A 26,497-nucleotide genomic window follows, 5' to 3' on the forward strand; every position below is an offset into this window, starting at 1 on the left:
GCGGTGCTGAAAAATGCCAAATGAAGCACTTGGTTTAATTGAAGTTACAGGTTTTCTAGGTGCTGTAGTTGCCGCAGATACTTGTTTAAAAGCAGCCAATGTCGAACTAATTCAGTGTGAAGTCATTAAAGGTGGACTAACAACCGTTGAATTAACTGGCGATGTTGGTGCGGTAAACGCAGCTATTGAAGCAGGAAAAGCAGCAACAGAAAGCTTAGGTTGCCTCGTTTCTAGTCACGTGATTGCAAGAATGAGTGAGGAAACTAAATCACTCTTTGTCCCTACAGAGCAAGAAAAAGAAGAAGAAGTTATCCAAGAAATCAGAGAAGTAACAACAATCACAGATTCAACCGAACAAAAACTTCGCGAAATGAAAGTCATTGATTTAAGGAAACTTGCTTACACATTAGCTAATGTGCCTATCCCAAAAAGCAAGATTAAATATGCGAACAAAGAAAAACTTGTTCACGCACTAAAAGATATTTATGGAAGGAGTGAAAACTAGTGGCACTAGAAGATAAAGATTTGCGCTCTATCCAAGAAGTTCGTAACCTCATTGCATCAGCTAACACAGCACAAAAAGAACTTGCTGCAATGAGCCAACAACAAATCGACACCATTGTAAAGGCAATAGCTGATGCTGGTTACGATGCCCGCGAAAAACTCGCAAAAATGGCTCATGAAGAAACTGGCTTCGGAATTTGGCAAGACAAAGTAATTAAAAACGTCTTTGCCTCAAAACACGTCTACAATTACATCAAAGATATGAAAACCATTGGTATGTTGAAAGAAGATAATGAAAAACAAGTAATGGAGGTTGCAGTTCCACTAGGCGTAGTTGCTGGATTAATCCCGTCAACAAACCCTACTTCGACTGTCATTTACAAAACACTTATTTCGATTAAAGCCGGAAATAGTATTGTGTTTTCTCCACATCCAAATGCGCTTAAAGCAATCCTTGAGACAGTAAAAATTATTAGTGAAGCAGCTGAAAAAGCTGGCTGTCCAAAAGGTGCGATTAGCTGCATGACTGTTCCAACAATTCAAGGAACAGATCAATTAATGAAACATAAAGATACAGCAGTTATCCTTGCAACAGGTGGTTCTGCGATGGTAAAAGCCGCTTATTCTTCTGGAACTCCGGCAATTGGCGTAGGTCCAGGAAACGGCCCAGCATTTATCGAACGTAGTGCTAACATACCTCAAGCAGTCAAACATATTCTTGATTCAAAAACATTCGACAACGGAACAATTTGTGCATCAGAGCAATCAGTCGTTGTGGAACGTGTGAATAAAGAAGCTGTGATAGCTGAATTTAGAAAACAAGGTGCACACTTCTTATCCGATGCAGAAGCGATTCAGTTAGGTAAATTCATTTTACGTCCAAATGGCTCAATGAACCCAGCAATCGTAGGTAAAAGCGTACAACATATCGCTAACTTAGCTGGCCTAACCGTTCCAGCTGATGCACGAGTACTTATTGCTGAAGAAACAAAAGTTGGCGCAAAAATCCCTTATTCAAGAGAAAAATTGGCCCCAATTTTAGCATTCTACACAGCCGAAACTTGGCAAGATGCTTGTGAACTTAGCATGGATATTCTTTATCATGAAGGAGCTGGACATACATTAATTATTCACTCCGAAGATAAAGCGATTATTCGCGAATTCGCACTGAAAAAACCAGTTTCCCGTCTACTTGTAAATACACCAGGAGCACTTGGCGGAATTGGCGCAACAACTAACTTAGTACCTGCTTTAACACTCGGTTGTGGAGCAGTTGGTGGAAGTTCGTCGTCTGACAATATCGGACCAGAAAATCTATTCAACATTCGCCGTATCGCAACAGGAGTTAGAGAATTAGAAGACATTCGTAAAGAAGAAAACCAAGCAACATCTGAACTTCCGGCTGATGCAGACGCACTCATCCAAAGTTTAGTCGAAAAAGTATTAGCAGAATTAAAATAAAAAATAAAACACTAATTGGAGGAATTTTAAAATGGCAAACGCAAACGCATTAGGTATGATCGAAACAAAAGGTTTAGTAGGAGCAGTAGAAGCAGCAGACGCAATGGTGAAAGCAGCGAACGTAACACTTATGGGTAAAGAACAAGTTGGTGGCGGTCTAGTAACAGTAATGGTTCGCGGCGATGTTGGCGCAGTAAAAGCAGCAACAGATGCAGGCGCAGCAGCAGCAGAACGTGTTGGAGAATTACTATCTGTACACGTAATCCCACGTCCACACAGCGAAGTAGACGCAATTCTACCAAAAAGTGCTGAATAATAAAACGAATTTTTAACACAAATCAGGAAAAAGCGGTAGTAACTAGCAGGGCGTTCCATCAAATGCGTATGTTAGTACTTTCGCTTTTTGCCAGATTTTGTAAGACTAAGCTTCCCAACATTACTAACACCAATTGTAAATGGGATAAAAGGATGTGGTTCTTTGGCTATTTTGACAGAAGATGAATTACGAAAAGCCTATTTACACACCGATTTAAGGACGAAAAAAAAGCTAGATATACAAAAAGGAACGATTATTACTCCTTCAGCTAAAAGTTTTTTATCTGAAAAGAAAATCGAGCTTCATTTTATCGATGAAATAAAAGAAACAAAAGTTGTAGTAGAGCCAGTTAAAAAAGAAACATCGCGTGCAAAATTCCAAACGATTTATGGTGGTTCTTTAGACGAAAAGCCAGAGCATATGACCCATCTTCGCGGTAGCTTGCTGGTATTTAAAGACCATCCACAAATTGCCTTCCGCGGAAAACTTGATTCACTTGAAGCAGAAATACTGGAAATTCAGTGTTCGGTTGCTAGTGAATATAAGGGCCTCGCAGAAGATTTACAAGAAATCCTCAACTTTGTAAGAAATATCGTTCGATCAGAAGTATTGAACGAGCAAATCGAAACAGTCCAAATGCTAGGAATGGATGAAAAAGAACTGCGGGAACGTAGTCATAATCCTAAAAAATATTATCAAATGACCCACTTTATGCCCGATTATACGATGGGAAGTGTAGTGATTCATTTAAACAAATTAAGAACGATGGTCCGTGAAACCGAACTCGCTGCGTTTACAGCATTTAAGGAAGCGGATTATTCGGTAAAAAGGCCAGATATTATGCAAGCGCTCAATCGGTTATCCAGCTTGTTTTGGATACTTATGTTTCGCGTAAGAACTGGTGAATACAAATAGTAAGGAGGCTTACCATGAATAATGAATTAATCACAAGCCTTATTGAAGAAGTTACTCGTCGCGCGCTACTTGAAACAGGCGTTGAAGTAGAAGCATCCGGTCGTCACGTGCATTTAGATCGTGAAACGGTGGATGAACTTTTCGGAACTGGGTATGAACTGACCCATTTCCGTGATCTTTCTCAACCAGGTCAATATGTTTGTAAAGAAAGAATTAGTATCGTTGGACCAAAAAGCGTCATTCATAATGTCGTTATCCTTGGACCAATCCGCAAGAAAACCCAAGTGGAAATTAGCTCTACTGATGGAACTGCGCTAGGAATAAAAGCACCTGTTCGCGAAAGTGGAGATATTAGTAACACACCAGGTATTTTACTTTTAGCCCCTAAAAACAGTGTCCAACTAACAGAAGGATTAATTGTTGCCAAGCGCCATATCCATATGACACCACAAGATGCTGAAAAACATCAAGTAACACAAAGTGAAATTGTTCAAGTGAAAATTAACGGCGAAAGACCACTCATTTTTGATGATGTAGTTGTTCGAATTAGCCCTGATTTCGCTACATATATGCATATTGATTATGATGAAGCCAATGCGTGCGGATTTAAAAAGGGAATTCGAGGTCAAATCATTAAGAAAACCCCGGTCAAATGAATATGGATACAGAATCACTCATAAAATCCGTTACGGAAGAAGTCATGAAGCGACTCCAATTATTACCGACCAAAAAAATGATTATCATGGGAGAGGACGTAGATCACACTCTCAGACAGTGTTATAAAGCTGATTACCAAGTTTCGCTTTACGATCGATCTGAACGCGCTTGTGATTTTCTGTTGTTGGAATCTATCGAAATCGCTGAAATGGCTCGCATTAGTTTGCTTGCACCAATGAACAAAAAAGAACAATTTATCACTGATCAACTTTTACAAGGTGTTCCTGTAGCAATTTTAAAAGATGGGGTCAAAGCTCATGAATACAGACGGACGACTAAATATGGTATCAGGCAATTACTACAAGAATACGAAGATAAATTAACTCGCTTTGGGGTAGAATTTATCACGAATTCAGCTAGCGTAGCGAAAACAACCAAAGTAATTACTGCGCAAGATGTGGAAAAACGAACAAAAAACAAGTCAGCATTTATTTTACCAAAAGGAAGTTTTTTAACACCACTTGCAAAAGATTATTTACAGGAAAAACGAATTAGCATTAAAGAAAGTTAGGAAGGAAGAGCCGCATGCAAATTGGAAAAGTTACCGGAAGTTTATGGGCAACGAGAAAAGATGAGAAACTAAATGGTTTGAAACTACTACTAGTAGAAATTTGTACCGATGAAGTGGAAGAAGTAAGACATTCCATAGTGGCAGCTGATAACGCCGGAGCTGGTAGTGGCGATATTGTTCTCGTTACAACTGGTAGCGCGGCACGAGCATCAACCGGAGATAATACGATTCCTGTAGATGCATGTATCGTTGGTATTATCGACTCGGTAGAACGTGATGGCTGAAAAGTCCTTAGGTATTCTTGAACTCAGAAGTATAAGCAAAGGTTACGAAATGGCTGATAATTTCTTAAAAGCTGGCAATGTGACTTTGTTTACTTTTCGTCCTACTTGTCCAGGTAAATTTCTAATTATTTTGCAAGGTGCTTCCGGTGAACTTACTAGTGCGATGCAAGATGCAAAAGAAGAAGCAGGGAAATTCCACGTTTCTTCTTACATAATTCATTTAGTACATGAAGAATTGCTCCATTTTTTACAAAATAAACACACTAAAGTGGACATTGATGCAGTTGGAATTATCGAAATCAGTCAATTAGGCGCAGGGTTAAATGCCGTGAATGAAGCGTTGAAAAAATCAGCCATTCATTTAAAGCGGATGACGCTCGGTGCCTCGATTGGTGGGAAATTTGTGGCTGTTTTTACAGGGGAAGTTAGTGCTATCAAAGAAGGGATGCAGATCTTAATAGATACTGCGGAACAAAAAAAGGTGATACATCATACGATCATTCCTTCTCCTGATGAACTTTTAAAACGCTATCTATAGAATGGAGGAACACTTTTGAGCATTAATGAAATTATTATTTATTTAATGGTAATCTTTATGATTCTTGGCGCCATCGACAAAATTATTGGTAATAAATTTGGCCTAGGGGCACAGTTTGAAGAAGGAATTATGGCGATGGGGTCGTTAACCCTTGCGATGGTTGGTATTATAACGCTTGCACCAGTTTTAGCAAAAATTTTAAGCCCGATTGTTGTACCAATTTACACCGCGCTAGGAGCAGATCCAGCGATGTTTGCAACAACACTTTTAGCAAATGATATGGGTGGCTTCGCGCTAGCTCAAGAACTTGCACAAACTCCGGATGCTGGACTTTTTGCTGGGGCAATTTTAGGTTCGATGATGGGACCAACCATTGTTTTCACGATTCCAGTAGCTCTAGGAATTATAAAAAAAGAAGATCATAAATATTTAGCAACTGGAGTACTTTCTGGTATTATTACAATTCCAATCGGTTGTTTAATCGGTGGACTTGTTGCAGGATTCTCTCCAGTTATGATTTTCAAAAACTTAGTACCAATTATACTCGTAGCTGTTTTAATTATGATTGGTCTTTGGTTTAAACCTGAAGCAATGATTAAAGGCTTTACTGTTTTCGGAAAAGGTGTCGTTATCGTCGCTACGATCGGGCTAGTTGCTGGGGCAATTCAACAATTAACTGGTTTAACAATCATTCCGGGAATTGCACCAGTAAGTGAAGGGATCGAAATCGTTGGTGGTATCGCTCTTGTACTTGCCGGAGCCTTCTGTTTGGTGTTCGTTATTACAAAAGTCTTCAACAAGCCACTTATGAAAATGGGTCAACTATTAGGCATGAATGAAGTTGCTGCAGCTGGTATGGTTGCTACACTTGCAAACAGTATTCCCATGTTCCAAATGTTAAAAGATATGGACGAACGCGGTAAGATTATTAACGTGGCGTTCGCAGTATCGGCAGCCTTTGTCCTTGGAGATCACTTAGGATTTACAGCTGGTGTCGCCAAAGATATGATTTTCCCAATGATTGTCGGAAAATTAGTTGGCGGGGTTACAGCAGTTGGAGTAGCTATTTATATGGCTAACCGAATGTTGAAGAAGAATAAAGCAAAAGAACAAACGGCGGTGAAAAATAATGGCTGATATTTCAAGAGATTTACTAGAACAATTAGTCAAACAAGTTGTCTTAGAAAAGATGGGGAATAAAACTAAACAAGTTGACGTCAGTGGAATCTTATCCATTAAACTTCCAGAAGTAAAAGTCGCGGAAGAAGACCGACTAGACACGGGAAAACCTGGTGATGTTGTTTATACAAAAGATTTAGTCACTTTAGAAGAAAGCAAACGACTAGGTTTCGGTTTAATGGAAATGAAAGACACTACATTTGATTGGTTCTTAGACTATGATGAAGTAGACTATATCATTGAAGGACGACTAGATGTTGTCATTGATGGCAGAACGATTTCCGCAGGTCCAGGAGAAATTATTTTTATTCCAAAAGGAAGTAAAATCAAATTTTCAGTAACTGGAGAAGCAAGATTTGTTTATGTTACGTATCCGGCTGATTGGCAGTCGTAATAATAAAAAATGATTCCAGCGACTTTCGTTGGAATCATTTTTTATTTTAAAGAATCACGATATTCTTTTGGAGTCATATCAAAGGTTTTTTTGAAAACTTTACAAAAGTAACTTGCTCTAGAAAAGCCTAAGTTTTTTGCGATTGTATGTACAGCCCAGTCGCTTTTTTCTAGCTGGTCTTTCGCGTAAAGCATTTTTTGTTCGTTTACATAGTTGATAAAATTTATGTTTAGTTCATTTTTAAATAATTTACTCAAATAAAACGGGCTTAGATACACATAATTTGCGACTTCTTCTAATGTGATAGAACGGTGGATATTTTTTTTAATGAAGCGAATTGCTTGCTTGATTTCTTTATGCTCTCCGCCGACTTTATTTGAAGACGCGACTTCTTTTTTTGGTTCTTTTTGTTTTTCATGGGCCATGTAATAATCACTCAAAACATCCAGCACTTCCACCGTTTCAAGTGAATGGAGCAGGGCGGAGTGATCAGGATTTTTTTGGTTAAAATCGGCTTGAATTTGCTCTGTAAATTGGTTTTCTACTTGGTTCAACATAACGGGTTGAATATTTATAATCTTTTCTTTCTCCAAAATGCCTCACTCCTCCATTTATTTCTACCGCAATTATACCATAAAATAGCTTAAAATAACGTTTTATCCTGTATTTTAAATAGAACAATAAATTCTTTTTTATAACAAAATATTGTCATTTTTGTTTAGTGAAGTAGAATATATGAGAAAAAATTCACACTGGTGGCTAATTTGACAGCAAAACGTTGGAACGGGGCGATTATGAAAGCTTGCACTATTTTGCTTTCTAGCCCGTGCATCCCCTTGTACCAGTGGTTTAACAGGGATATAATAAGGTGAAAATAACGCTTTCACGAGAGGGTGATCTTTTCAGTTGAAGATTCAAAAATTAGTATTATGTGCGATGTTAATTGCGATGTGTGTAATTGGCGCAAACATAAAATTAATGGGTTCAGTTGCATTTGATGCGACACCAGCTTTTATCGGTACCTTATTACTTGGTCCAATGTACGGGGCAATTCTTGGGATATTCGGTCATTTAACTTCCGCGTTACTAGCGGGTTTTCCGTTAACGCTACCGATTCACTTAATTGTTGCTGGAATGATGGGCATTACGATGATTGCTTATGGCTTTACACGTCAAATGTTGGCAGAAAAAACACAACTAATTAGCGTTGGTTTATCCAGTCTAGTTGCTTTTGTTTTTAACTGTCCGCTATCTTTATTAGCACTTTACCCATTTATGCACGAAGCAGTATTGGCATTATTTCCAGTCCTTGCGATTGGCACGATTTGCAATATTTTTGTAGCAGAAATCGTGTATCAAGTTTTACCGGAACGCTGGAAAAAGCGAATTGCCGGTTACTAAAAACTAAATAGGTGAATATATTAATCCGGGAAAGAGGTGAAAATCCTCTACAGGCCCTAGCTACTGTAATACGGACGAAAGCCAAATGAAACTAAAGTCACTGGAAATTTTTTTCTGGGAAGACTGGTGAGTAGGATGAAGTTAAGTCAGGAGACCGCTAGTATATTCAATATTTAAGAAACAACTTCTAAGGGAGCGAGTTGTCTTTATTAATCAGGTTTCATAATAGGAACGTTTCTTTGAGTTTGAAAGAAATACCTAGGATAAATCTGCAAAAAGACGCCAAAGTTCTGTTTGGCGTCTTTTTTTATGGCTAAATGGAAAGGTGAAATCAGATGAAGAAAATCGTAATTGCCGCAGCATCAAGTGGGGCCGGGAAAACAACTGTAACGCTTGGTATTATGCAGGCTTTGAAAAAAAGAGGTCAACGTGTTCAACCATTCAAAGTGGGACCCGATTATATTGATACGAATTATCATCAAGCAATTACCGGTGTCCCGTCGATCAATTTGGATAGTTTCTTAATAGCTGACGATTGTTTGCTAGCTTCTCTGTTTCAAAAGCATGCTGCACTCGCAGATATATCTGTGATTGAAGGCGTGATGGGGCTTTTTGACGGGTTAGGCATAGACCGGGATAACGCCAGTACTTCTTTTATAGCTAAATGTACGAAAACACCGGTTATTTTAGTGGTTGATGGAAAGGCAATCTCTACTTCTGCTGCCGCAATTGTCGCTGGTTTTAACAGCTTTGATCCGGAACTGCAATTAGCTGGAGTGATTGTCAATCGGGTAGCGTCAGAAAGCCATTTTTCCTTAATAAAAGGGGCGATTGAACGATATACGGATGTTCCTGTGTTGGGTTATTTGCCGAAAAATTCGGAGGTTGCGCTTCCTGAAAGACATCTCGGTTTAGTTCCGCAAGAGGAAATGGATGAACTAGAGGCGAAGTGGGCGTTACTTGGAGATTTAATCGAAACGCATGTCGATATGGAAAGATTGTTGCAAATTAGTGAACTTGGCGGAGAACTTGTGAATACTAATCCGAAAGTTCAACTACCTGATTTTTCTGGCAAGAAAGTAGCATACGCGCTAGATGAAGCATTTCATTTTTACTACCAAGATAATTTAGACTTAATCAAATCGACCGGGGTAGAATTAATTCCATTTAGTCCACTGGAAGATAAAGCGTTGCCAGAAGCTGATTTCATTTATATTGGCGGAGGATTTCCAGAAGTATTTGCAAGTAGGCTAGCACAAAATTACTCGATGCGCGAATCCATTTTGACGGCGCATGAAAACGGCATTCCGATATATGCAGAATGTGGTGGCTTGATGTATCTCGGTACAAGTTTGGAAGTGAATGGGACGCTTTACGATATGGTAGGCATTTTTGAAGGGGTGAGTAAGATGACGGAGCGACTTCGGAAATTTGGTTATTGTTTTGCAACTCCAGCATACGATACACTACTTGGCAAAACCGGGACAACGATTCGCGGACATGAATTTCATCACTCCATTTTCGAAACAACGGAAAAAACTTGTCTAAATTTGTCTAAAATGCGCGACGGAGCAGTTATTAAAGAATGGTGCGGCGGCTATCAAAAAGGGAATACTTTTGCGAGTTATCTGCACATCCATTTCTACCAAAATCCTGCTATCTTAACGCAGATGTTTGGAGCGATGAAACGATGACGGTGCTGTTTTATACGACATCTTTTATATTAGATTGCCTTTTGGGGGATCCTTATAGTTGGCCACATCCAATTAAAGCAATTGGCAACTTCATCCAGCTGTTAGTTACTTTTTTACGAAAAATAAGTGAATCGGAAAAATGGCTGTATGTTGCTGGTGGAATCTTATTCGTTTTGACAGTTGGCTTGACCGGCGCTTTGTCCGCATTTCTACTTTTTATTAGTGCAAAAGTGGCTTACTGGTTGTATGTGATTGTTTTTATCTATTTAAGCTACACGACGCTCGCTGTGACATGCCTTGCGAAAGAAGCGCGGAAAATCCAGCGTACGCTAACGACTGGGGATTTAGCAGCAGCAAGAATTCAAGTTGGCATGATAGTTGGTCGTGACACAGAAAATCTTTCCAGAGAGCAAATTAGTAAAGCAACAATTGAAACAGTTGCCGAAAATACCGCGGACGGGGTCATTGCTCCACTTTTTTACTTATTCATTGGTGGTCCGGTGCTTGCCTTAATGTATAAGGCGGTGAATACACTGGATTCGATGGTTGGCTATAAGACAGAAAAATATCGTGCGATTGGTTTTGTTTCTGCCAAAATGGATGACATCGCAAATTTTATCCCAGCGCGGCTCACTTGGCTATTCCTAGTAATTGCGAGCTTTCTTTTAAAATATAATAGTCGAGCAGCGTGGAAAATAGGCTTACGGGATCGAAAAAAACATACAAGTCCCAATTGTGCTTATCCAGAAGGCGCTGTTGCAGGAGCACTCGATATTACGCTCGGTGGAACACATGAATATTTTGGCGAAACAGTTGTGAAACCAACAATTGGTGCCGGCGCAAGTCCAGTTACCCAGCAACAAATTATCCAAACAATTAAATTACTTTATACCGCATCCAGTTGTGCATTTATTCTTTTCGCAACGATACATTTATTACTATTTTAAGGAGTGAAAAAATGAACTACATTAAAAACCCCGCAAAAATTGAAGAAAAAAGCTTCGAAATAATTCAACAAATTATTGATGATATTAGACCAGATTACACGTTCCAAAATAAGCTAGAAGAAGCAATTATTAAACGAGCAATACATACGACAGCAGATTTTGATTATTTAGATAGTCTGGTTTTTCAACAGGATGTGATTTCAAAAATTATTCATTGTTTACAAAATAAAGGAACCATTTTTACCGATACGAATATGGCGCTTAGTGGTATTAATAAACGACTTTTAGATGAACTAGGTTGTAAATATCATTGTTACGTAAGTGATCCTGAAACAATCGAAATCGCTAAGCAACATGGTATTACAAGATCTATGGCCGGAATAAAACTTGCTTCATTAAAAGACGGACCGAAACTATTTGTTCTTGGAAATGCTCCAACTGCTGTTTATAAAATTATCGAAATGACAGAAAGCGGCCAGTTGCAACCGGATGCCGTAATTGCTGTTCCTGTAGGCTTTGTAGGCGCTGCGGAATGCAAAGAAGAAATTCTTGCGACGGATATTCCAGCTATTGTGGCCCGCGGAAGAAAAGGTGGTAGTAATTTAGCTGCCGCGATTGTCAACGCAATTCTTATCACAATGTAAAGAAGGCAGGCCAATATGGAAGATTTTATTTATTATAATGGCAAAAAATATCGAAAAGGTTATACAACTGGAACATGCGCAGCCGCAGCCGCCAAAGCTTGTGTGGAAATGATTTTAACGCAAGAAGAAGTGAATGCTGTTCAAGTAGAAACAACCGGCGGACAGATACTGGAAATCCCAGTAGCAAAACAACAATTTTCTAAAACAAAAGCAACTGCTGCGGTACAAAAAGATGGCGGAGATGATATTGATGCAACTCATGGCATGTGGATTTTTGTGGATGTGGAGCTAACGGATGATGACGAAATCCATTTAGACGGAGGAATTGGCATTGGTCGTGCTACACAAAAAGGAATTTCTGTGGCAGTTGGTGAGGCGGCTATTAACCCGGCGCCACGAAAAAATATCCTGTCAACTGTCCACGAGTCGCTTGGTGCAACTAGTGGAGCCAATATTTTAGTTTATGCACCAGAAGGAGAAGAACGCGCCAAACGTACAATGAACAGTAATCTTGGTATTATCGGCGGAATTTCTATCCTTGGAACAACTGGAATTGTCACGCCCATGTCAGATGAAGGCTGGAAAAAGTCGCTATCCATCGAATTGGAAATGAAGCGAACACAAGGAATGGACCAAATCATTTTAGTTCCAGGAAATTACGGCGATGATTTTGTCCAAAATATACTTGGATTTTCGAGCAATCAAGTTGTTTCGATGAGTAATTTTGTAGGCTATATGCTGAAAGAAACACAACGTCTTGCCTTTAAACGAGTTTTAATGGTAGGGCACTTCGGCAAATTAGTTAAAGTATCGGCGGGAATATTTACGACCTACAGTAAAGATGCGGATGCGCGTGCAGAAATCTTGGTCGCCAACCTCGCTCTTCTCGGCGCCCCACTTTCACTATTACAAGAAGTCGAAAAATGCAATACAACCGAAGCAGCAGGTGAATTAATTGAAGCAGCGGGTTTTACGCAAGTTTATGACGTAATTGTTCAAAAAATTAAAGCAAGGTCTGAACGCTTTCTCAAGTTTACCAAACCAAGCGTAGAAATTGATGTAGTAACTTTTTCAACCGAACGAGGCTTACTTGCTTCCACGAAAAATATCGAGGTTTTACGGGAGGAATGGCAGTGATTAGTGTGGTAGGAATTGGGCCAGGTAATTCGAGTTTTTTAACGCGTGAAGCAATAGTGGCGCTTGAAACGGCCGATACAATTTTTGGTTCCAAGCGGCAACTACAAGAAGTAAGCAATATAACAACAGCAACAAAAGAACTTTTACCAAAAAAGTTAGCAGATTTAAAAACCATCCAACATAAAGGCAAGGAAGTGGTTATTTTAGCTTCTGGAGACCCGTTGTTGTACGGGATTGGGAACTGGGCGATGACACATTTTCCAGAAGAAGTCCGGATTATTCCAGGTATTAGTTCCATCCAAATCATGTTTCATAAAATTGGTCTTCCTATGAATGATTGTTTTATCACAAGTAGTCACGGGAAAACTCCGGATTTCAACTTTTTATTACAACATTCCAAAGTAGCGATGGTAACAGATACACTGATTGGTCCGTACGAAATCGCCCAAGAAATTTTAAAACGAGACTTGAAAAAAATAATCTATATTGGTGAAAACTTAAGTTCAGCTGAAGAGCGAATCCATCAACTTTCGCCGAATAAAGTAGCAAAAAAATACGATATGAATGTTGTGGTGATTGTAGATGAAGGATGAAGTATTTATTCGCGGCAAAGTTCCAATGACAAAAGCGGAAGTTCGAGCAGCAAGCATTGATTTACTTGGATTAAATAATACGTGCCGAAAAGTGCTAGATGTTGGCGCTGGTACAGGAAGCGTGGGGCTCCAAATTGCTTGCGCGTATCCAGAAATCGAGGTAACAGCTATCGAGCGAAATCCAGAAGCAGTAGAACTTATCAACCAGAATAAAGCAAAATTCGGGTTGCAAAATATCGCTGTTATCGAAGCTTATGCCCCAGTAGAAATGCCAGCAACTAATCAATTCGATGCGATTTTTATTGGCGGAAGTGGTGGAAATTTAACCGATATTATTGATTGGTCATTAGAGCATTTGAATACAGACGGGCATTTAGTACTCAACTTTATTTTGCTCGAGAACGCCCTTACCGCCATGCAGCATTTAGAAGAATGTGCGGTGAGTGAATTGACGATGAAACAAATCCAAGTAGCAAATTGGCATAAACTCGGTGCAGGACATTACTTTGCACCACAAAATCCAACCATGATTATTGGCTGTAAAAAAAATAAGGAGTGAATAAAATGGCACAAGTACATTTCGTCGGAGCAGGCCCTGGAGACAAAGAACTAATTACATTAAAAGGATACCACTTACTAAAAGAAGCAGATGTGGTGATTTACGCAGGTTCGCTAGTGAATCCAGAACTATTAGAATACTGTAAAGCAGACTGCGAAATTCATAATAGTGCAAGTATGAACTTAATCGAAATAATTGATTGTATGGAAAAAGGCGTGACTGCCGGGAAAGAAGTAGTTCGCTTGCAAACAGGCGATTTCTCCATTTATGGTTCGATTCGTGAACAAGTAGAAGAAATGAAAAAGCGTTCAATTCCATTCACATGTACTCCAGGAGTTAGTTCTTTCCTTGGGGCAGCAAGTAGCTTCGGAGTAGAATATACCGTTCCGGAAGTAAGCCAAAGTGTTATTATTACCCGAATGGCTGGAAGAACCCCGGTGCCATCCCGCGAATCGCTCAGATCTTATGCGGCTCACCAAACATCCATGGTCATTTTTCTTTCTGTTCAAGGAATCCGGAAAGTTGTTTCGGAGTTAATCAAAGGCGGCTACAAACCCGAAACCCCAGCTGCCGTCATTTACAAAGCGACTTGGGCAGAAGAGAAAAAAGTCACAGGAACACTTCAAGACATCGCTGAAAAAGTCACAGAAGCAGGCATTACAAAAACAGCACTAATCATGGTTGGCGATTTCCTTGGAGAAGAATTTTATTACTCCAAACTATATGACAAGGACTTCAAGCATGAGTATAGATAAGATTGCGATTATTGCAGTCACAGCTCGTGGCCGAGATTTGGCAATCCAACTAACCAATACTATTGATGCAACTATTTTTGTACCAGCAAAGCATGCAAACAGTAAAAGCCAAGCCCTACAACCTGATTTTCGAACTGGAATGCAAACACTTTTTTCTAAGTATCAAGGTTTAATTTGTATTATGGCTACTGGAATAGTCGTTCGAACACTTGCACCAGTCATTCAAGATAAATTATCCGACCCAGCCGTACTTGTTATGGATGAAAATGGTGAATTCGTTATTAGCTTACTTTCAGGACATGTCGGCGGGGCAAACGAACTGACAGAAAAAGTTGCCGCTTTAACAAATGGCAAAGCTGTCATTACGACCGCAACTGACCGCGCAAATGTAGCGGCAATTGACAATATCGCTAAAGCTATTGATGGCTATTTACCAGATTTTAAAGCAACAACGAAACGTATTAACAGTCTACTCGCTGCTGGAGAAGAAGTTGGAATTTACTTGGATGAACCACTAACTATCGACCAAAGAGGTTTTACAGAAAAAGCAGTTAGTCCGCTTATCTATATTTCTACTAAATGGCAACTTCCAGAGACAGACTTAGAAAGAATCCGGCTCATCCCAAGGCACCGCGTACTTGGTGTTGGTTGTCGAAAAGGCATTTCAACGGAAACTATTGATACTGCTTTTAAACACTTTTGTGAACAAGAAAACATTCATCCACGCGCATTCGCTGAAATTCATAGTATTTCTATTAAAGAACAAGAGCCTGCAATTAGGCATTTAGCAGAGAAATGGGAGATGAAATTTATTGTCCATTCAGCAGAGGAACTGCAAACCGTAGCTGAAAAATATCCAACATCTGAATTTGTCAAAAAAACAGTACAAGTTGGCAATGTTGCTTTATCCTCGGCTGATATCGGAAGTAGCGGCAACGTAATTTCCCCTAGATTTGCAGAAACTGGTGTGACATTTGCAGCAGGAAAATTAACTAAAAATAATGAGGTGGCAAAATGATTTATGTGATTGGGATTGGACCTGGAGATAAAAGCTTAATGACAGGCGAGGCACTACAAGCAATAGAAGAAGCAGAAGTTATCGTTGGTTATGTAACATATATTAAATTAATCAAAGAACTTATCAAGGACAAAGAAATAGTAAAAACTGGTATGCGCCGGGAAATTGATCGCTGCCAAGAAGCTGTTGATATCGCACTAACTGGAAAAAATGTAGCGGTTGTTTCCAGTGGCGATGCAGGGATATATGGTATGGCCGGTTTAGTTTTAGAATTAGCTGAAAAAAGTAATCCAGAACTTGAAGTAAAAGTAGTTCCCGGAATTACAGCCAGTATTGGCGCAGCGGCAGTACTTGGCGCGCCGATTATGCACGACTTTTGTCATATTAGTCTAAGTGATTTAATGACTCCTTGGGAAGTGATTGAAAAACGTTTGCTACATGCAGCAATGGCTGATTTTGTCGTTTGTTTTTATAATCCAAGAAGTAAAGGACGCGCAAATCATTTAGCCAATGCTTTTCAAAAAATGATGGAATTTAAATCAGCCGATACGGTCGTTGGCATAGTAAAAGATGTCGGGCGTAAAGAAGAACGGAAAATCATCACTACGATGCGCGAAATTGATTATGAATTAGTAGACATGACAACGATGGTTATTGTTGGTAACAAAGAAACCTATGTGAAAAACGGCAAAATGATCACACCACGAGGATACACGCTATGATTTTTGTTCTCGGTGGAACTTCTGATAGCCTAATAATTAGCGATTGGCTAACGGAAAAAGGACTCGATTTCTCACTATCGGTTGCAACAGATTACGGTGAAACACTTGCAAAACAGCATGCCAAAAAAGTATTTTGCGGGAGATTATCCAAAACAGAAATGCTAGCAAAGTGGCAAACAGAAAACGTAACTGCTGTCATTGATGCGACCCATCCTTTTGCAACGATTGTTTCTGAAACAGCCATGGAAGCTTGTCTAGAAGCAGCTATCCCATACATTCGCTTTGAAAGAACAAGTGAGCAAGCGGAAAATACATTTTTAGTCGCTAATATTGAAGAAGCATGTACAACTGCTAACAAACTGGGAGAACGGATTTTCCTTACAACCGGAAGCAAAAATTTACCAGAATTTGTCGAACGCTTAACAGGTAAACATCTTATCGCACGCATTTTACCAGTGTCAGATGTGATTCGTTCTGCGGAAAATTTAGGGTTAGTTGCGGATCAGTTAATCGGCATGAAAGGTCCTTTTACGAAAGAAGCTAATAAAACGCAACTAGAAATGACACAAGCAGATGTTTTAATTACAAAAGAAAGTGGCAAACAAGGTGGTTTTCAAGAAAAACTAGCGGCAGCAGCAGAATTAAACATTCCGGTCGTCGTTATCCGCCGAAAAATTTTAAACTACCCAATCGAAATAAATCATGTAACAGAACTACCAGAAATTTTAACACAATGGGAGGTCTACTAATGGGAAAAGTCATATTAATCGGTGCCGGTCCTGGAGATGCACAGCTACTGACAGTAAAAGGCCTAGCCGCACTTCAAAAAGCAGATGTCATTGTCTATGATCGTTTAGTCGAACCGGCAATGCTTCAAGAACGAAAATCAAGTTGCAAACTCATTTATGTTGGAAAAGAACCATTACATCATCCAATTCCACAAGAGGAGATCGAACAAATACTTGTTAGAGAATCAAAAACAAATGATCTAGTAGTACGCTTAAAAGCAGGTGATCCGTATGTGTTTGGTCGTGGTGGCGAAGAAGGAGAAACGCTTTATCAAGCAGGAATTCCATTTGAAGTTATTCCGGGAATTACTTCGGCGATTGGCGGTTTGGCTTATGCTGGAATTCCCGTGACCCACCGTGATTTCGCCTCGAGCTTTCACGTAATTACTGGTCACTTAAAAAAAGGCCGCGACCCACTTGATTGGGAAGCATTAGCGCGGTTAGAAGGAACGCTTATTTTTCTAATGGGAATGACTAACCTGCCCAATATTTGCGCGAACTTGCTGCAAGAGGGCCGTAACCCAGAAACAGCCGTCGGAATTGTTCAATGGGCCTCGCGCGGGAAACAACTAACTGTCACTGGAAACTTAGCAACTATTGAGCAAAAAGTAGCAGAATCTGGTATTTCCTCACCGGCACTTATTGTTGTAGGGGATGTTGTAACTTTAAGACCACAATTGAACTTTTTTGAAGAATTGCCTCTTTTCCATACGAAAGTTTTACTACCAAGAGCACGCAAAGGCAAAAGTATGCTCGCGGAAAATATTCGTGATTTAGGCGGCGAAGTAACCATGTACCCAAACATCCAAGTACTCGATATCGCTCCAACAAAAACTGCTGGACAACTCGCGGAATATCAAGAACTACTTTTCACCTCCAAAGAAGCAGTCGAACGTTTCTTCAATTACTTAGCATCCATTAATTCAGACGTTCGTAGCTTGAAAAACACCCATCTAACTGCAATTGGCAAACAAACAAAAGAAGCATTTACAGAAAAAGGAATTATACCCGATAGTTTTATAAAAAGACGTAGCCAAGAATTAATTTTAGAGCATGCGCCACGTTTTAAAGCTAATCAAAGTAGTCTAATTATTGGAAGCGTGCTTGATACTGCAGAAGTACAAACGATGTTAGCAGGAATTGAAACAGTTCAAACCATGCCGTTATACGATATGCGCCCAGTGACAGAACGCCCATTTGACCTCGAATGCTTTGATCAAATTTGTTTTTCTAGTTCGCGCGCGGTTCATAACTTGCTTGCAGTTCTAACCACGGAAGAAAAAGCACTTTTACAACAAAAAACGATTTTATCTATTGGCAAATTCACAAGCGCTACTTTAGCATCATTTGGTTTTACGAATTATTATGAAGCCGAAAATGCCACACCAGAAAGTTTCATCGAGTTAATCCAAAAAACAAAACTAGAAGGAGTACTGCAATGAAAAAAGCCATTTTAGTTGTTAGTTTCGGAACAAGTTATCCGGAAACAAGAGCAAAAACAATTGAAGCCTGCGAAAAAAGAGTCGCAAAAGAATTTCCGGATTATACGGTTTTCCGTGCCTTCACTTCAAATAAAATCATTAAAAAACTGAAAACACGTGACAATATGGATGTCGCTACACCAAGCCAAGCATTGAATAAACTAAAAGAATTAGGATACAACGAAGTCATTATTCAATCGTTACATATTATTAGTGGCGGGGAATTCGAAAAAATCACAGCACAAGTGGAAAAATTCCAATCCGCCTTTGATTCAATTATCATCAGCCAACCGCTACTTGACTCCAAAGAAGATTATGAAAAAGCGATCGAAGCCATTCGTTACCAAATGCCAAAACTAACCGAAAATGAAGCATTAATTTTAATGGGACACGGTTCGAAGCATCACGCTTTTAGTGCTTATGCTTGTTTGGACCATATGCTACTAAATGAACCTATCTATCTTTGTGCGGTAGAAAGTTATCCTGGGCTTGATCAAGTGATTCAGCAATTGCATAAAGCCGGAATCAAGAAAGCGCACCTTATGCCATTCATGCTCGTTGCTGGTGATCATGCCACGAATGATATGGCTTCGGACGAGGAAGATTCCTGGAAAAGCACGTTAGAACAAGCAGGCATTGAAACAGAATGTCATTTACAAGGCCTAGGTGAAAATCCACTTATTCAAGCCCAGTTCATCGACCATATTCATACAGCAATCGAAAGGGTGAATCCACGTGGCTAAATTTTACGGAATAGGAACTGGACCAGGCGACAGTAAATTAGTCACCATTGAAGCAGCAGAACGACTTGGGAAACTTGCAATCCTTTATACACCACAACCGAAAAAAGGCGGCGACAGTTTAGCGAAAAAAATAGTTGCTCCGTATTTAAAAGACTCTCTTATCATTAAAGAGCGCCATTTTCCAATGAGTTACAACAAAGAAGAAAAAAAGCTCGCTTGGGAAGAAATTGCCGCAGAAATTAAAACAGACATCAACCAGGGACACGATGTTGGCTTTATCACACTTGGTGACCCGATGATTTTCAGCACATACAGCTATCTACTAGAGCTTTTAAAAGGAGAGGTAGAAACAGTCACATTAGCAGGGATTTCTTCCTTTGCTAATATCGCCTCTAGAATCGAATTACCGCTCGTTATGGAGGAAGAAAGCTTTGCCGTGATTCCAGTTACGGCGGGTCCTGAAAAAATAGAGCAAGCCTTGAACCTCTTTGACACTATTGTCTTGATGAAAGCAGCTAGTAATTTACCACTTGTAAAAAACTTACTTAAAAAAACCAATTTACTTGATTCAGCCGTTGTTGTTAGCGACGTTGCAATGTCCACTGAAAAGATCATCTACGGCATGCAGGAAATAAATCCAGAAGAAAAAATGTCTTATTTCACAACGATTATTGTGAAAAAAAGAAAGGAGCAATACAGGTGAAAAAATTATGGAAATTTATCCCATTTGTTTTAATGGGGGTCATTTACTTCACATTAACTAACCCAGAATCTGCACACGCAATGCATATTATGGAGGGTTTTTTACCAGTTAAATGGGCTGTGTTTTGGCTAATTGTTTTCATTCCATTTCTTGTGCTTGGTTTAATCCGGATTCGCAAATTAATCGCGCTTGATAAAAATAATAAACTGTTATTAGCACTATGCGCTGCGTTTATCTTTGTTTTATCAGCATTAAAAATTCCTTCTGTAACAGGTTCTTGTTCGCATCCAACTGGTGTGGGACTGGCAACAGTTATGTTTGGGCCACTAGTAGTCAGTGTTCTTGGAGTAATTGTTTTGCTTTTCCAAGCGTTACTTCTTGCCCACGGTGGCATTACAACACTCGGAGCAAATGCAATGTCAATGGCAGTAATTGGCCCAATGGTCGGTTTTGTCGTCTATAAATTAGCGCGTAAACTAAATTGTAATAAAAGTGTATCGATTTTCTTATGTGCGATGACTGCCGACCTTGCAACCTACTTTACGACCAGTGTCCAGCTAGGAGTTGTCTTCCCAGATCCAGCATCAGGTATGATGGCATCCATTCTTAAATTTATGGCGATTTTCTGTGTCACCCAAGTACCAATTGCGATTGCAGAAGGCTTACTGACCGTAGTTATGTACAACTTAATTAGCAAAAATCTACCAGAAAAGGTGGCGCAATTACGATGAAAAAAATTAATATTAATGTCATTTTGATACTTTTAGTCATTTTACTAATGGTAAGCCCATTCTTCTTCAATAAAACTGGGGAATATGGCGGTTCAGACGGAGAAGCAGAAGCAGAAATTACTAAAATTGATCCGAGTTACGAACCATGGTTTACACCGATTTATGAACCAAAAAGTGGCGAAATTGAAAGCTTGTTATTTACGCTACAAGGATGTATTGGAACCGGGATTATCGCTTATGTTATCGGGGTAAGCCGCGGCAAACGGAAAGCTGAAAATGATGCTAACGATTGATAAGTATGCCTATCAAAATCGCTGGATAGCATACTCACCATCTGGAAAATCATTGTTTTATTTAATTATTTTAGTCTTATCTCTAACAGGCCCTGTACTCGTTCAAGCCAGCTTGTTTTTATGTATGGTGCCATTAACATTATATGTAGTAAAAATTCACTTCAAACAATATCTAAAATGGCTCCTGCTACCATTTTCATTTCTACTTTTCAGCTTGTTATCCATCTTAATTTCGATTTCTAAAGACCCAAGCAGTTTTATTACTTCTGTTTCAATTGGCAGTTTTTACCTAGGAATTTCTGATGTGACAATTACAACCGCCACGCAAGTTTTCTTTCGTAGTATTGCTTGTTTATCCGCAACTTACTTTTTTGTCTTAACAGTTCCCGTGGTACAGTTAACGAAAGTAATGAAACAAATTTTTATTCCTAAAATACTTATCGAATTAACGATTTTGATTTACCGCTTTATCTTCATTTTCTTGGAAGAAGCAGTGGCAATTCGTAAAGCACAGAGCCTACGTTTTGGTTACCACGGAATTAAAAATAGTTATCGCTCATTTGGGATGCTTGTTAATACATTATTTAATCGAGTTATGAAAAGATATAATGAAATGGTGATAACACTTGATGTTAAGTTATATCAAGGAGAATTTCATATCTAGGAGGAAGCCAAGGTGCTTAAAACAGAACATATTTCATTTGAGTACGAAGACGGAAAAAAAGCGCTAACCGATGTGTCGATTGATTTAGCAAAAGGAGACATTATTGGCCTAATTGGAGCAAATGGTTCGGGGAAATCCACCCTTTTTATGCAGCTGCTAGGAATCAATAAACCAACAAAAGGCAAAGTGTATTTTGACGACAAGCCACTTACTTACGACAAAAAAGCATTGTTTGCTTTACGAAAAAAAGTAAGTATCGTATTTCAAGACCCAGATCAGCAAATTTTTTATTCCAATGTTCGTGATGATGTTGCTTTTGCACTTAGAAATCTTGGTGTAAGCGAACGAGAAGTGGAAAAAAGAGTCACAAGCGTGCTAGAAACCGTTGGAGCAAAAGAATTCCAAGATAAACCAGTGCAATACTTGAGCTATGGTCAGAAAAAACGCGTCGCAATTGCCGGAGCGCTCGTACTCGACACAGATTGGCTCTTGCTCGATGAACCTACCGCCGGACTTGACCCGATAGGTAAAAAAATCATGATGGAAATTATTGAACGCTTGGCTAATGAAGGAAAGAAAATTCTTATTTCAAGCCACGATATCGATCTGATTTACGAAATATGTGATTATGTTTATGTATTAAAAAATGGAGAAGTTTTAACGGACGGAGAAACGAGTCAAGTTTTCTTAGAGAAAGACAATATCGAGGAAGCTGACCTAGTTCAACCGTGGTTAATTAAACTGCATCAACAAGCAGGCTATCCGCTATTTAAAAAAGAAGCGCAATTTTTCGCGCATACAAAAAGAGGTGAAAATTAATGGTACAACAAATCATGATTCAAGGTACCGCCTCAGATGCCGGCAAAAGTGTTCTAGTAGCTGGTCTCTGCCGGTTATTTAAAAATAAAGGATTCCGCGTTGTCCCGTTTAAATCGCAAAATATGTCGCTTAATTCTTTTATCACAGCCACAGGAGATGAAATGGGGCGAGCACAAGTCTTCCAAGCAGAAGCAGCCGGTGTTTTTCCAGACGTCCGGATGAACCCAGTGTTACTAAAACCAACCAACGACCGCCAGTCCCAAGTGATTTTTATGGGCAGTATTTTAGCAAATATGGATGCGGTCCGCTACCACGACTTCAAACAAACGCTCATTCCAAAAATCCAAGCTGTTTACCAGAGTTTAGCCGCAGAAAATGATATCATTGTCTTAGAAGGCGCGGGTAGTCCAGCCGAAATCAATTTAAACGACCGAGATATCGTCAACATGGGCATGGCAAAAATGGTTGATGCACCAGTTGTTTTAGTTGCAGATATTGATAAAGGTGGCGTCTTTGCCTCGATTTACGGAACAATTATGCTCTTAAAAGACGAAGAACGCACTCGGTTAAAAGGCGTAATTATCAATAAGTTTCGTGGTGATGTGGCGCTTTTACAACCTGGAATCGAAATGATTGAAGCATTAACTAATGTTCCGGTAATCGGCGTAATTCCGTATGCTAATTTACAACTAGAAGAAGAAGATAGTGTCGCCCTTAGTGGTAAAAAAACAACAGCCGATGATAACGCACTACTTGATATTGCCGTCGTTTGTTTGCCAAGAATTTCCAATTTTACTGATTTTCATGTTTTGGAAATCCAACCAGATATAAGTGTGCGTTACATAAGAAGCACCAATGATTTCGGTAACCCAGACCTGCTCATCATTCCCGGAAGTAAAAACACAATAGCAGACATGACCTTTTTAGAAGAATCAGGCTTAAAAAAAGCAATTCAGCACTTTGCAGAGAAAAATGGAAAAATAATTGGAATTTGTGGCGGTTATCAAATGCTTGGCGAAAAAATGTTAGATCCAAACCAAGTAGAAAGTAGCCAACTTGAAATCGCTGGTTTAGGTTTACTTTATACCGAAACTACTTTTCAAGACCAAAAACAAACGACACAAATCAGTGGAGTTACGCTTTCAGGTGAACAAGTGGAAGGATACGAAATCCATATGGGTAAGACGACCCGCAGTAAAAATATCCAGCCATTCTGTGAAATTCAAGCAGTAAACGGTAATAGTGAAATCCACCAAGACGGCGCTGTTTCTGCGAGTAAAAACATTATTGGCACATATATCCACGGTGTTTTTGATAATCCAATATTTCTGAAAAACCTTTTCCATGAATTACTAATGAAAAAACAGCAAATGATCTATCCTCATGAAATCACTCCACTAAAAGCGCATAAAGAGCAAGAATACAATAAATTAGCAACACTTTTAGAAGAAAACATTCAAATGGATAAGCTAGAAAAAATCATGAAAGGAGAAAAAATATGCGTATCTACACCAAAACCGGTGATAAAGGAATGACAAGAATTATCGGGGGGAGTAAAGTTAGTAAAGACAACATTCGAATCAACGCTTACGGAACCCTTGACGAATTAAATTCACTACTTGGTTTTACAATTACAACACTTACGGATGAACCAGAAATCCAAGCAGAATTAGAACAAATCCAGCAACAATTATTTGATGCAGGAGGGGATTTAGCGACAGAAGAAGGCAAACGTCCTTATAAGCTAACTAGCGAGCCAGTAGCTTGGTTAGAAGACCGAATTGACATCTACGCCGACGAACCACCAGAAATCGAAAAATTCATCTTACCAGGCGGTACAGGGGCAGCTTCTTTACTCCACATGGCAAGAACTGTAGCAAGAAGAGCAGAACGCGAAATTGTCGGCATGCAAAAAATTGCCGCATCTAACCAGGAAGTACTCAAATATGTAAACCGCTTGTCAGATTATTTTTTTGCCGTGGCCCGAGTAGTTAATTTTCGTGCTGGTAAAACAGATATTTTTTATAAAAACTCCGAACTTGTTTTTCGAAATAAAAAGAAATAAGCAAAAAACCTCTCCCGCAAACTACAGGAGAGGTTTTTCTTTTAAAAACGTTGAATTAAAAATACGCCGATAAGCATCAATAAAACGCCAATCATTCGGTAACGGTTAATTGGATGAGGAATGACTCCAAAAAAGCCAAAATGGTCAATAATCAGTGCGATAATCATCTGGCCACAAAGTGCCAAAACAACTGTCATAGCTGATCCAAGTAACGGTAAAAGTAAAATATTCGAAGTAACGAAAAGTACTCCAAGCGCGCCCCCAGTGAATACCCACCAAGGAATTCGCCCAACACCCTTAAGCTGGAATGTCAACCGTCGCTCTACAATTAAACAAATAATCGTCAGCAAAGTGGTTCCTACTAAAAATGAAATAAATGATGCCACAAAGGGTGAATTAACTGTCTCGCGCAACTGACTATTAATGGATGTTTGAATTGGTGAAAGTAAGCCAGATACAAGCCCCATCGCCATAAAAAGTAGTAATGATTTGGAAGATCTTTTTGTCATGTTTTCGCCCCCTTTTAAAATCGCTGCATCAAATAAATGCCGCCAAACATTAAAATAACTCCAAGTAACCGCTCGAGATTCATTTCATGCATTGGCACCTGGAACAAACCAAAATTATCAATTATAATAGCCATAATCATTTGTCCACAAACCGTAATCATCACAAGAAGTGCTGAACCTAGACGTGGTAAAAGTAAAATATTGGCAGTTAAAAAAATAACCCCTAAAGTTCCACCACCAACCCAAATATACCAAGGATTTGAGGCGATCATTTCTGATGATATTGGCCATGATTTTTGAGTAAATAAACAAACAACAAGCAAAACGGTTGTTCCGACCATAAAAGAAACCCAAGAAGCTAGGAACGGTGATTTCGTATATGTACTAAGACGCGTATTAATGGCCGTTTGCACTGGTAAAACCATTCCAGCAAGAAGACCAGATACAATAAATAATATAATCAAGAATGCTCCTCCTTTTTTATCACAATGAACTAATTATAAAGTAAACTAGGGGTAAAAAGATAGTATTTAATTTGACGGAGGTTTTTTATGAAAATTCGTATTATTGGATCAGTAGGCAGTGGTAAAACAACTTTGGCAAAAAAACTTTCAGATATGGAAGGCATTTCTTTTTTCGAAACCGACCGAATTGTATGGAAACGAGAACAAACCGAAGTAAGACGAACAGAACCCGAAAAAAGGGAACTGCTAAAACAAATTATCTGCCAACCAGATTGGATTATTGAAGGAGTACATATCGAATCATGGGCAATGGAAAGCTTCACACAAGCAGATGTTGTCATTTTTCTAGACATACCAAAACACCAAATCCGCTATCAATTAATTAAACGCCAAATTAAGCAATTACTTCGGATTGAGTCAGCGCACTATCCAATTCGAATAAAAATGCTCAAGCAAATGTTTTACTGGGATAACTTATTTGATAGCAAAACCAAGCCAATTATCCAAAATAAAAGAATGGAAAAGCCACAAAAATGGCTCACTATCAAGAAAAAAAGTGAAATCAAAAAAATCTTGCAAACTATATCGAGCCGTGATATAGTATAATTATCAAATACATCGAGGTGCGATATAATTATGGATGAAAAATTGCAAAAAACATATTTGCCAATGACAGAAACAGCTTTTTATATATTGCTGTCATTAATAGAACCTAGACATGGCTATGCAATTATTGAAAACGTCGCCGGCATGACCAAAAATCGTATCAAGCTCGGTCCAGGAACAATTTACGGCAGTTTATCCAAAATGAGTAAAGACGGATTAATCCAAATTATCCAAGAAGAAAGCAATCGAAAAATCTATCAAATAACAGAAACTGGTAAAGAAATCCTACATTTAGAAAAAACGCGGATTGAAGAATTGTATAGAAATACGAGGGGGATATAA

35 protein-coding genes and 1 riboswitch are annotated in these 26,497 nt (G+C 39.1%); of the genes, 32 read left to right on the forward strand and 3 right to left on the reverse strand.

Annotation, left to right across the window (positions count from 1 at the left end; genetic code table 11):
• The first annotated feature begins 13 nt into the window (after positions 1 to 13).
• The 10 genes from JL53_RS06540 to JL53_RS06585 all read left to right on the forward strand — a co-directional run bounded on the left by JL53_RS06540 (position 14) and on the right by JL53_RS06585 (position 6,819).
• The gene (locus tag JL53_RS06540) at positions 14 to 505 is read left to right on the forward strand and encodes a BMC domain-containing protein (RefSeq protein ID WP_038407137.1); all 492 of its coding nucleotides are present in this window, start codon (positions 14 to 16) and stop codon (positions 503 to 505) included.
• Positions 505 to 1,965 carry an acetaldehyde dehydrogenase (acetylating) gene (locus tag JL53_RS06545; protein ID WP_052010572.1) on the forward strand — a complete coding sequence of 487 codons (1,461 nt, stop codon included), beginning with the start codon at positions 505 to 507 and terminating at the stop codon, positions 1,963 to 1,965. Before JL53_RS06540 ends, JL53_RS06545 begins: the two co-directional genes overlap by 1 nt.
• A 31-nt stretch (positions 1,966 to 1,996) precedes the next feature.
• Entirely contained in the window at positions 1,997 to 2,281 is a 285-nt protein-coding gene (locus JL53_RS06550) for a BMC domain-containing protein (protein ID WP_003719393.1), read from the forward strand.
• 162 nt (positions 2,282 to 2,443) lie between these two features.
• A complete protein-coding gene (locus JL53_RS06555; protein ID WP_038407138.1) occupies positions 2,444 to 3,196 on the forward strand; it encodes a cobalamin adenosyltransferase family protein in 753 nt (250 codons plus the stop codon).
• 14 nt (positions 3,197 to 3,210) lie between these two features.
• Positions 3,211 to 3,852 (forward strand): ethanolamine utilization phosphate acetyltransferase EutD, encoded by a 642-nt coding sequence (eutD, locus tag JL53_RS06560; protein ID WP_038407139.1) that lies wholly within the window; start codon positions 3,211 to 3,213, stop codon positions 3,850 to 3,852.
• A gap of 2 nt (positions 3,853 to 3,854) precedes the next feature.
• Positions 3,855 to 4,424 (forward strand): TIGR02536 family ethanolamine utilization protein, encoded by a 570-nt coding sequence (locus JL53_RS06565; RefSeq protein WP_394355636.1) that lies wholly within the window; start codon positions 3,855 to 3,857, stop codon positions 4,422 to 4,424.
• 14 nt (positions 4,425 to 4,438) lie between these two features.
• The gene (locus tag JL53_RS06570; RefSeq protein ID WP_003719397.1) at positions 4,439 to 4,708 is read left to right on the forward strand and encodes a EutN/CcmL family microcompartment protein; all 270 of its coding nucleotides are present in this window, start codon (positions 4,439 to 4,441) and stop codon (positions 4,706 to 4,708) included.
• Positions 4,701 to 5,246, forward strand: coding sequence for an ethanolamine utilization microcompartment shell protein (locus tag JL53_RS06575; protein ID WP_038407141.1), 546 nt, complete (start codon positions 4,701 to 4,703; stop codon positions 5,244 to 5,246). Before JL53_RS06570 ends, JL53_RS06575 begins: the two co-directional genes overlap by 8 nt.
• A 15-nt stretch (positions 5,247 to 5,261) precedes the next feature.
• The gene (eutH, locus tag JL53_RS06580) at positions 5,262 to 6,383 is read left to right on the forward strand and encodes an ethanolamine utilization protein EutH (RefSeq protein WP_038407142.1); all 1,122 of its coding nucleotides are present in this window, start codon (positions 5,262 to 5,264) and stop codon (positions 6,381 to 6,383) included.
• On the forward strand, positions 6,376 to 6,819 hold the full coding sequence (locus JL53_RS06585) for a EutQ-related cupin domain-containing protein (protein ID WP_003719400.1): 444 nt from the start codon (positions 6,376 to 6,378) through the stop codon (positions 6,817 to 6,819). The genes eutH and JL53_RS06585 overlap by 8 nt, the downstream gene beginning before the upstream one ends.
• A 41-nt stretch (positions 6,820 to 6,860) precedes the next feature.
• Here the strand turns inward: JL53_RS06585 and JL53_RS06590 are convergent, their stop codons facing one another.
• Positions 6,861 to 7,412 (reverse strand): helix-turn-helix transcriptional regulator, encoded by a 552-nt coding sequence (locus tag JL53_RS06590; protein ID WP_038407143.1) that lies wholly within the window; start codon positions 7,410 to 7,412, stop codon positions 6,861 to 6,863.
• Between the two features lie 313 nt (positions 7,413 to 7,725).
• Between JL53_RS06590 and cblT the strand changes: the two genes are divergently transcribed.
• The 20 genes from cblT to JL53_RS06690 all read left to right on the forward strand — a co-directional run bounded on the left by cblT (position 7,726) and on the right by JL53_RS06690 (position 24,576).
• Positions 7,726 to 8,220 carry an alpha-ribazole transporter gene (gene cblT, locus JL53_RS06595; RefSeq protein WP_038407144.1) on the forward strand — a complete coding sequence of 165 codons (495 nt, stop codon included), beginning with the start codon at positions 7,726 to 7,728 and terminating at the stop codon, positions 8,218 to 8,220.
• Positions 8,194 to 8,396: riboswitch (cobalamin riboswitch) on the forward strand. (Overlaps the previous gene by 27 nt.)
• Positions 8,397 to 8,555: 159 nt before the next feature.
• On the forward strand, positions 8,556 to 9,914 hold the full coding sequence (locus JL53_RS06600; RefSeq protein ID WP_038407145.1) for a cobyrinic acid a,c-diamide synthase CobB: 1,359 nt from the start codon (positions 8,556 to 8,558) through the stop codon (positions 9,912 to 9,914).
• Entirely contained in the window at positions 9,911 to 10,861 is a 951-nt protein-coding gene (gene cbiB / locus JL53_RS06605) for an adenosylcobinamide-phosphate synthase CbiB (protein WP_038407146.1), read from the forward strand. The genes JL53_RS06600 and cbiB overlap by 4 nt, the downstream gene beginning before the upstream one ends.
• An 11-nt stretch (positions 10,862 to 10,872) precedes the next feature.
• Positions 10,873 to 11,505, forward strand: a complete 633-nt coding sequence (locus JL53_RS06610) for a cobalt-precorrin-8 methylmutase (protein WP_003719405.1) — start codon at positions 10,873 to 10,875, stop codon at positions 11,503 to 11,505.
• Positions 11,506 to 11,520: 15 nt separating this feature from the next.
• Positions 11,521 to 12,642 (forward strand): cobalt-precorrin-5B (C(1))-methyltransferase CbiD, encoded by a 1,122-nt coding sequence (gene cbiD / locus JL53_RS06615; RefSeq protein WP_038407147.1) that lies wholly within the window; start codon positions 11,521 to 11,523, stop codon positions 12,640 to 12,642.
• A complete protein-coding gene (locus JL53_RS06620) occupies positions 12,639 to 13,235 on the forward strand; it encodes a cobalt-precorrin-7 (C(5))-methyltransferase (RefSeq protein ID WP_038407148.1) in 597 nt (198 codons plus the stop codon). The genes cbiD and JL53_RS06620 overlap by 4 nt, the downstream gene beginning before the upstream one ends.
• The gene (locus JL53_RS06625) at positions 13,225 to 13,794 is read left to right on the forward strand and encodes a decarboxylating cobalt-precorrin-6B (C(15))-methyltransferase (RefSeq protein ID WP_038407149.1); all 570 of its coding nucleotides are present in this window, start codon (positions 13,225 to 13,227) and stop codon (positions 13,792 to 13,794) included. Before JL53_RS06620 ends, JL53_RS06625 begins: the two co-directional genes overlap by 11 nt.
• Positions 13,795 to 13,799: 5 nt before the next feature.
• Positions 13,800 to 14,549 carry a cobalt-precorrin-4 methyltransferase gene (locus JL53_RS06630; protein WP_038407150.1) on the forward strand — a complete coding sequence of 250 codons (750 nt, stop codon included), beginning with the start codon at positions 13,800 to 13,802 and terminating at the stop codon, positions 14,547 to 14,549.
• Complete coding sequence (gene cbiG, locus JL53_RS06635; protein ID WP_038407151.1) at positions 14,536 to 15,567, forward strand: cobalt-precorrin 5A hydrolase; 1,032 nt, start codon at positions 14,536 to 14,538, stop codon at positions 15,565 to 15,567. The genes JL53_RS06630 and cbiG overlap by 14 nt, the downstream gene beginning before the upstream one ends.
• A complete protein-coding gene (cobJ, locus tag JL53_RS06640) occupies positions 15,564 to 16,289 on the forward strand; it encodes a precorrin-3B C(17)-methyltransferase (protein WP_038407152.1) in 726 nt (241 codons plus the stop codon). The genes cbiG and cobJ overlap by 4 nt, the downstream gene beginning before the upstream one ends.
• Positions 16,286 to 17,038 carry a precorrin-6A reductase gene (gene cobK, locus JL53_RS06645; RefSeq protein ID WP_038407153.1) on the forward strand — a complete coding sequence of 251 codons (753 nt, stop codon included), beginning with the start codon at positions 16,286 to 16,288 and terminating at the stop codon, positions 17,036 to 17,038. The genes cobJ and cobK overlap by 4 nt, the downstream gene beginning before the upstream one ends.
• On the forward strand, positions 17,038 to 18,519 hold the full coding sequence (cobA, locus tag JL53_RS06650; protein ID WP_038407154.1) for a uroporphyrinogen-III C-methyltransferase: 1,482 nt from the start codon (positions 17,038 to 17,040) through the stop codon (positions 18,517 to 18,519). Before cobK ends, cobA begins: the two co-directional genes overlap by 1 nt.
• Positions 18,516 to 19,301, forward strand: a complete 786-nt coding sequence (locus JL53_RS06655) for a sirohydrochlorin cobaltochelatase (protein WP_038407155.1) — start codon at positions 18,516 to 18,518, stop codon at positions 19,299 to 19,301. Before cobA ends, JL53_RS06655 begins: the two co-directional genes overlap by 4 nt.
• On the forward strand, positions 19,294 to 20,004 hold the full coding sequence (locus JL53_RS06660; RefSeq protein ID WP_038407156.1) for a cobalt-factor II C(20)-methyltransferase: 711 nt from the start codon (positions 19,294 to 19,296) through the stop codon (positions 20,002 to 20,004). The genes JL53_RS06655 and JL53_RS06660 overlap by 8 nt, the downstream gene beginning before the upstream one ends.
• Positions 20,005 to 20,084: 80 nt before the next feature.
• Complete coding sequence (locus JL53_RS06665) at positions 20,085 to 20,735, forward strand: energy-coupling factor ABC transporter permease (protein WP_077916439.1); 651 nt, start codon at positions 20,085 to 20,087, stop codon at positions 20,733 to 20,735.
• Positions 20,732 to 21,028: an energy-coupling factor ABC transporter substrate-binding protein gene (locus tag JL53_RS06670; RefSeq protein WP_014092592.1), complete on the forward strand. Its 297-nt coding sequence runs from the start codon at positions 20,732 to 20,734 to the stop codon at positions 21,026 to 21,028. Before JL53_RS06665 ends, JL53_RS06670 begins: the two co-directional genes overlap by 4 nt.
• Positions 21,015 to 21,692, forward strand: a complete 678-nt coding sequence (locus tag JL53_RS06675) for an energy-coupling factor ABC transporter transmembrane protein (RefSeq protein WP_003719418.1) — start codon at positions 21,015 to 21,017, stop codon at positions 21,690 to 21,692. The genes JL53_RS06670 and JL53_RS06675 overlap by 14 nt, the downstream gene beginning before the upstream one ends.
• 12 nt (positions 21,693 to 21,704) lie before the next feature.
• Positions 21,705 to 22,511 carry an energy-coupling factor ABC transporter ATP-binding protein, CbiO family gene (locus JL53_RS06680; protein ID WP_038407158.1) on the forward strand — a complete coding sequence of 269 codons (807 nt, stop codon included), beginning with the start codon at positions 21,705 to 21,707 and terminating at the stop codon, positions 22,509 to 22,511.
• A complete protein-coding gene (locus JL53_RS06685) occupies positions 22,511 to 24,046 on the forward strand; it encodes a cobyric acid synthase (RefSeq protein ID WP_038407159.1) in 1,536 nt (511 codons plus the stop codon). The genes JL53_RS06680 and JL53_RS06685 overlap by 1 nt, the downstream gene beginning before the upstream one ends.
• On the forward strand, positions 24,010 to 24,576 hold the full coding sequence (locus JL53_RS06690; RefSeq protein ID WP_014092596.1) for a cob(I)yrinic acid a,c-diamide adenosyltransferase: 567 nt from the start codon (positions 24,010 to 24,012) through the stop codon (positions 24,574 to 24,576). The genes JL53_RS06685 and JL53_RS06690 overlap by 37 nt, the downstream gene beginning before the upstream one ends.
• A gap of 41 nt (positions 24,577 to 24,617) precedes the next feature.
• On the opposite strand, the gene JL53_RS06695 is transcribed toward JL53_RS06690, so the two are convergent.
• Both JL53_RS06695 and JL53_RS06700 read right to left on the reverse strand, forming a co-directional pair.
• Positions 24,618 to 25,085 carry a DMT family transporter gene (locus JL53_RS06695; RefSeq protein ID WP_003719422.1) on the reverse strand — a complete coding sequence of 156 codons (468 nt, stop codon included), beginning with the start codon at positions 25,083 to 25,085 and terminating at the stop codon, positions 24,618 to 24,620.
• A 14-nt stretch (positions 25,086 to 25,099) separates the two neighbouring features.
• Entirely contained in the window at positions 25,100 to 25,549 is a 450-nt protein-coding gene (locus tag JL53_RS06700; RefSeq protein WP_003719423.1) for a DMT family transporter, read from the reverse strand.
• An 87-nt stretch (positions 25,550 to 25,636) separates the two neighbouring features.
• On the opposite strand from JL53_RS06700, the gene JL53_RS06705 reads away from it, so the two are divergent.
• Positions 25,637 to 26,155 (forward strand): shikimate kinase, encoded by a 519-nt coding sequence (locus JL53_RS06705; protein ID WP_003719424.1) that lies wholly within the window; start codon positions 25,637 to 25,639, stop codon positions 26,153 to 26,155.
• Positions 26,156 to 26,185: 30 nt separating this feature from the next.
• Complete coding sequence (locus JL53_RS06710) at positions 26,186 to 26,497, forward strand: PadR family transcriptional regulator (RefSeq protein WP_003719425.1); 312 nt, start codon at positions 26,186 to 26,188, stop codon at positions 26,495 to 26,497.

This window comes from Listeria ivanovii subsp. londoniensis (assembly GCF_000763495.1).
GTDB classification, from domain to species: domain Bacteria; phylum Bacillota; class Bacilli; order Lactobacillales; family Listeriaceae; genus Listeria; species Listeria londoniensis.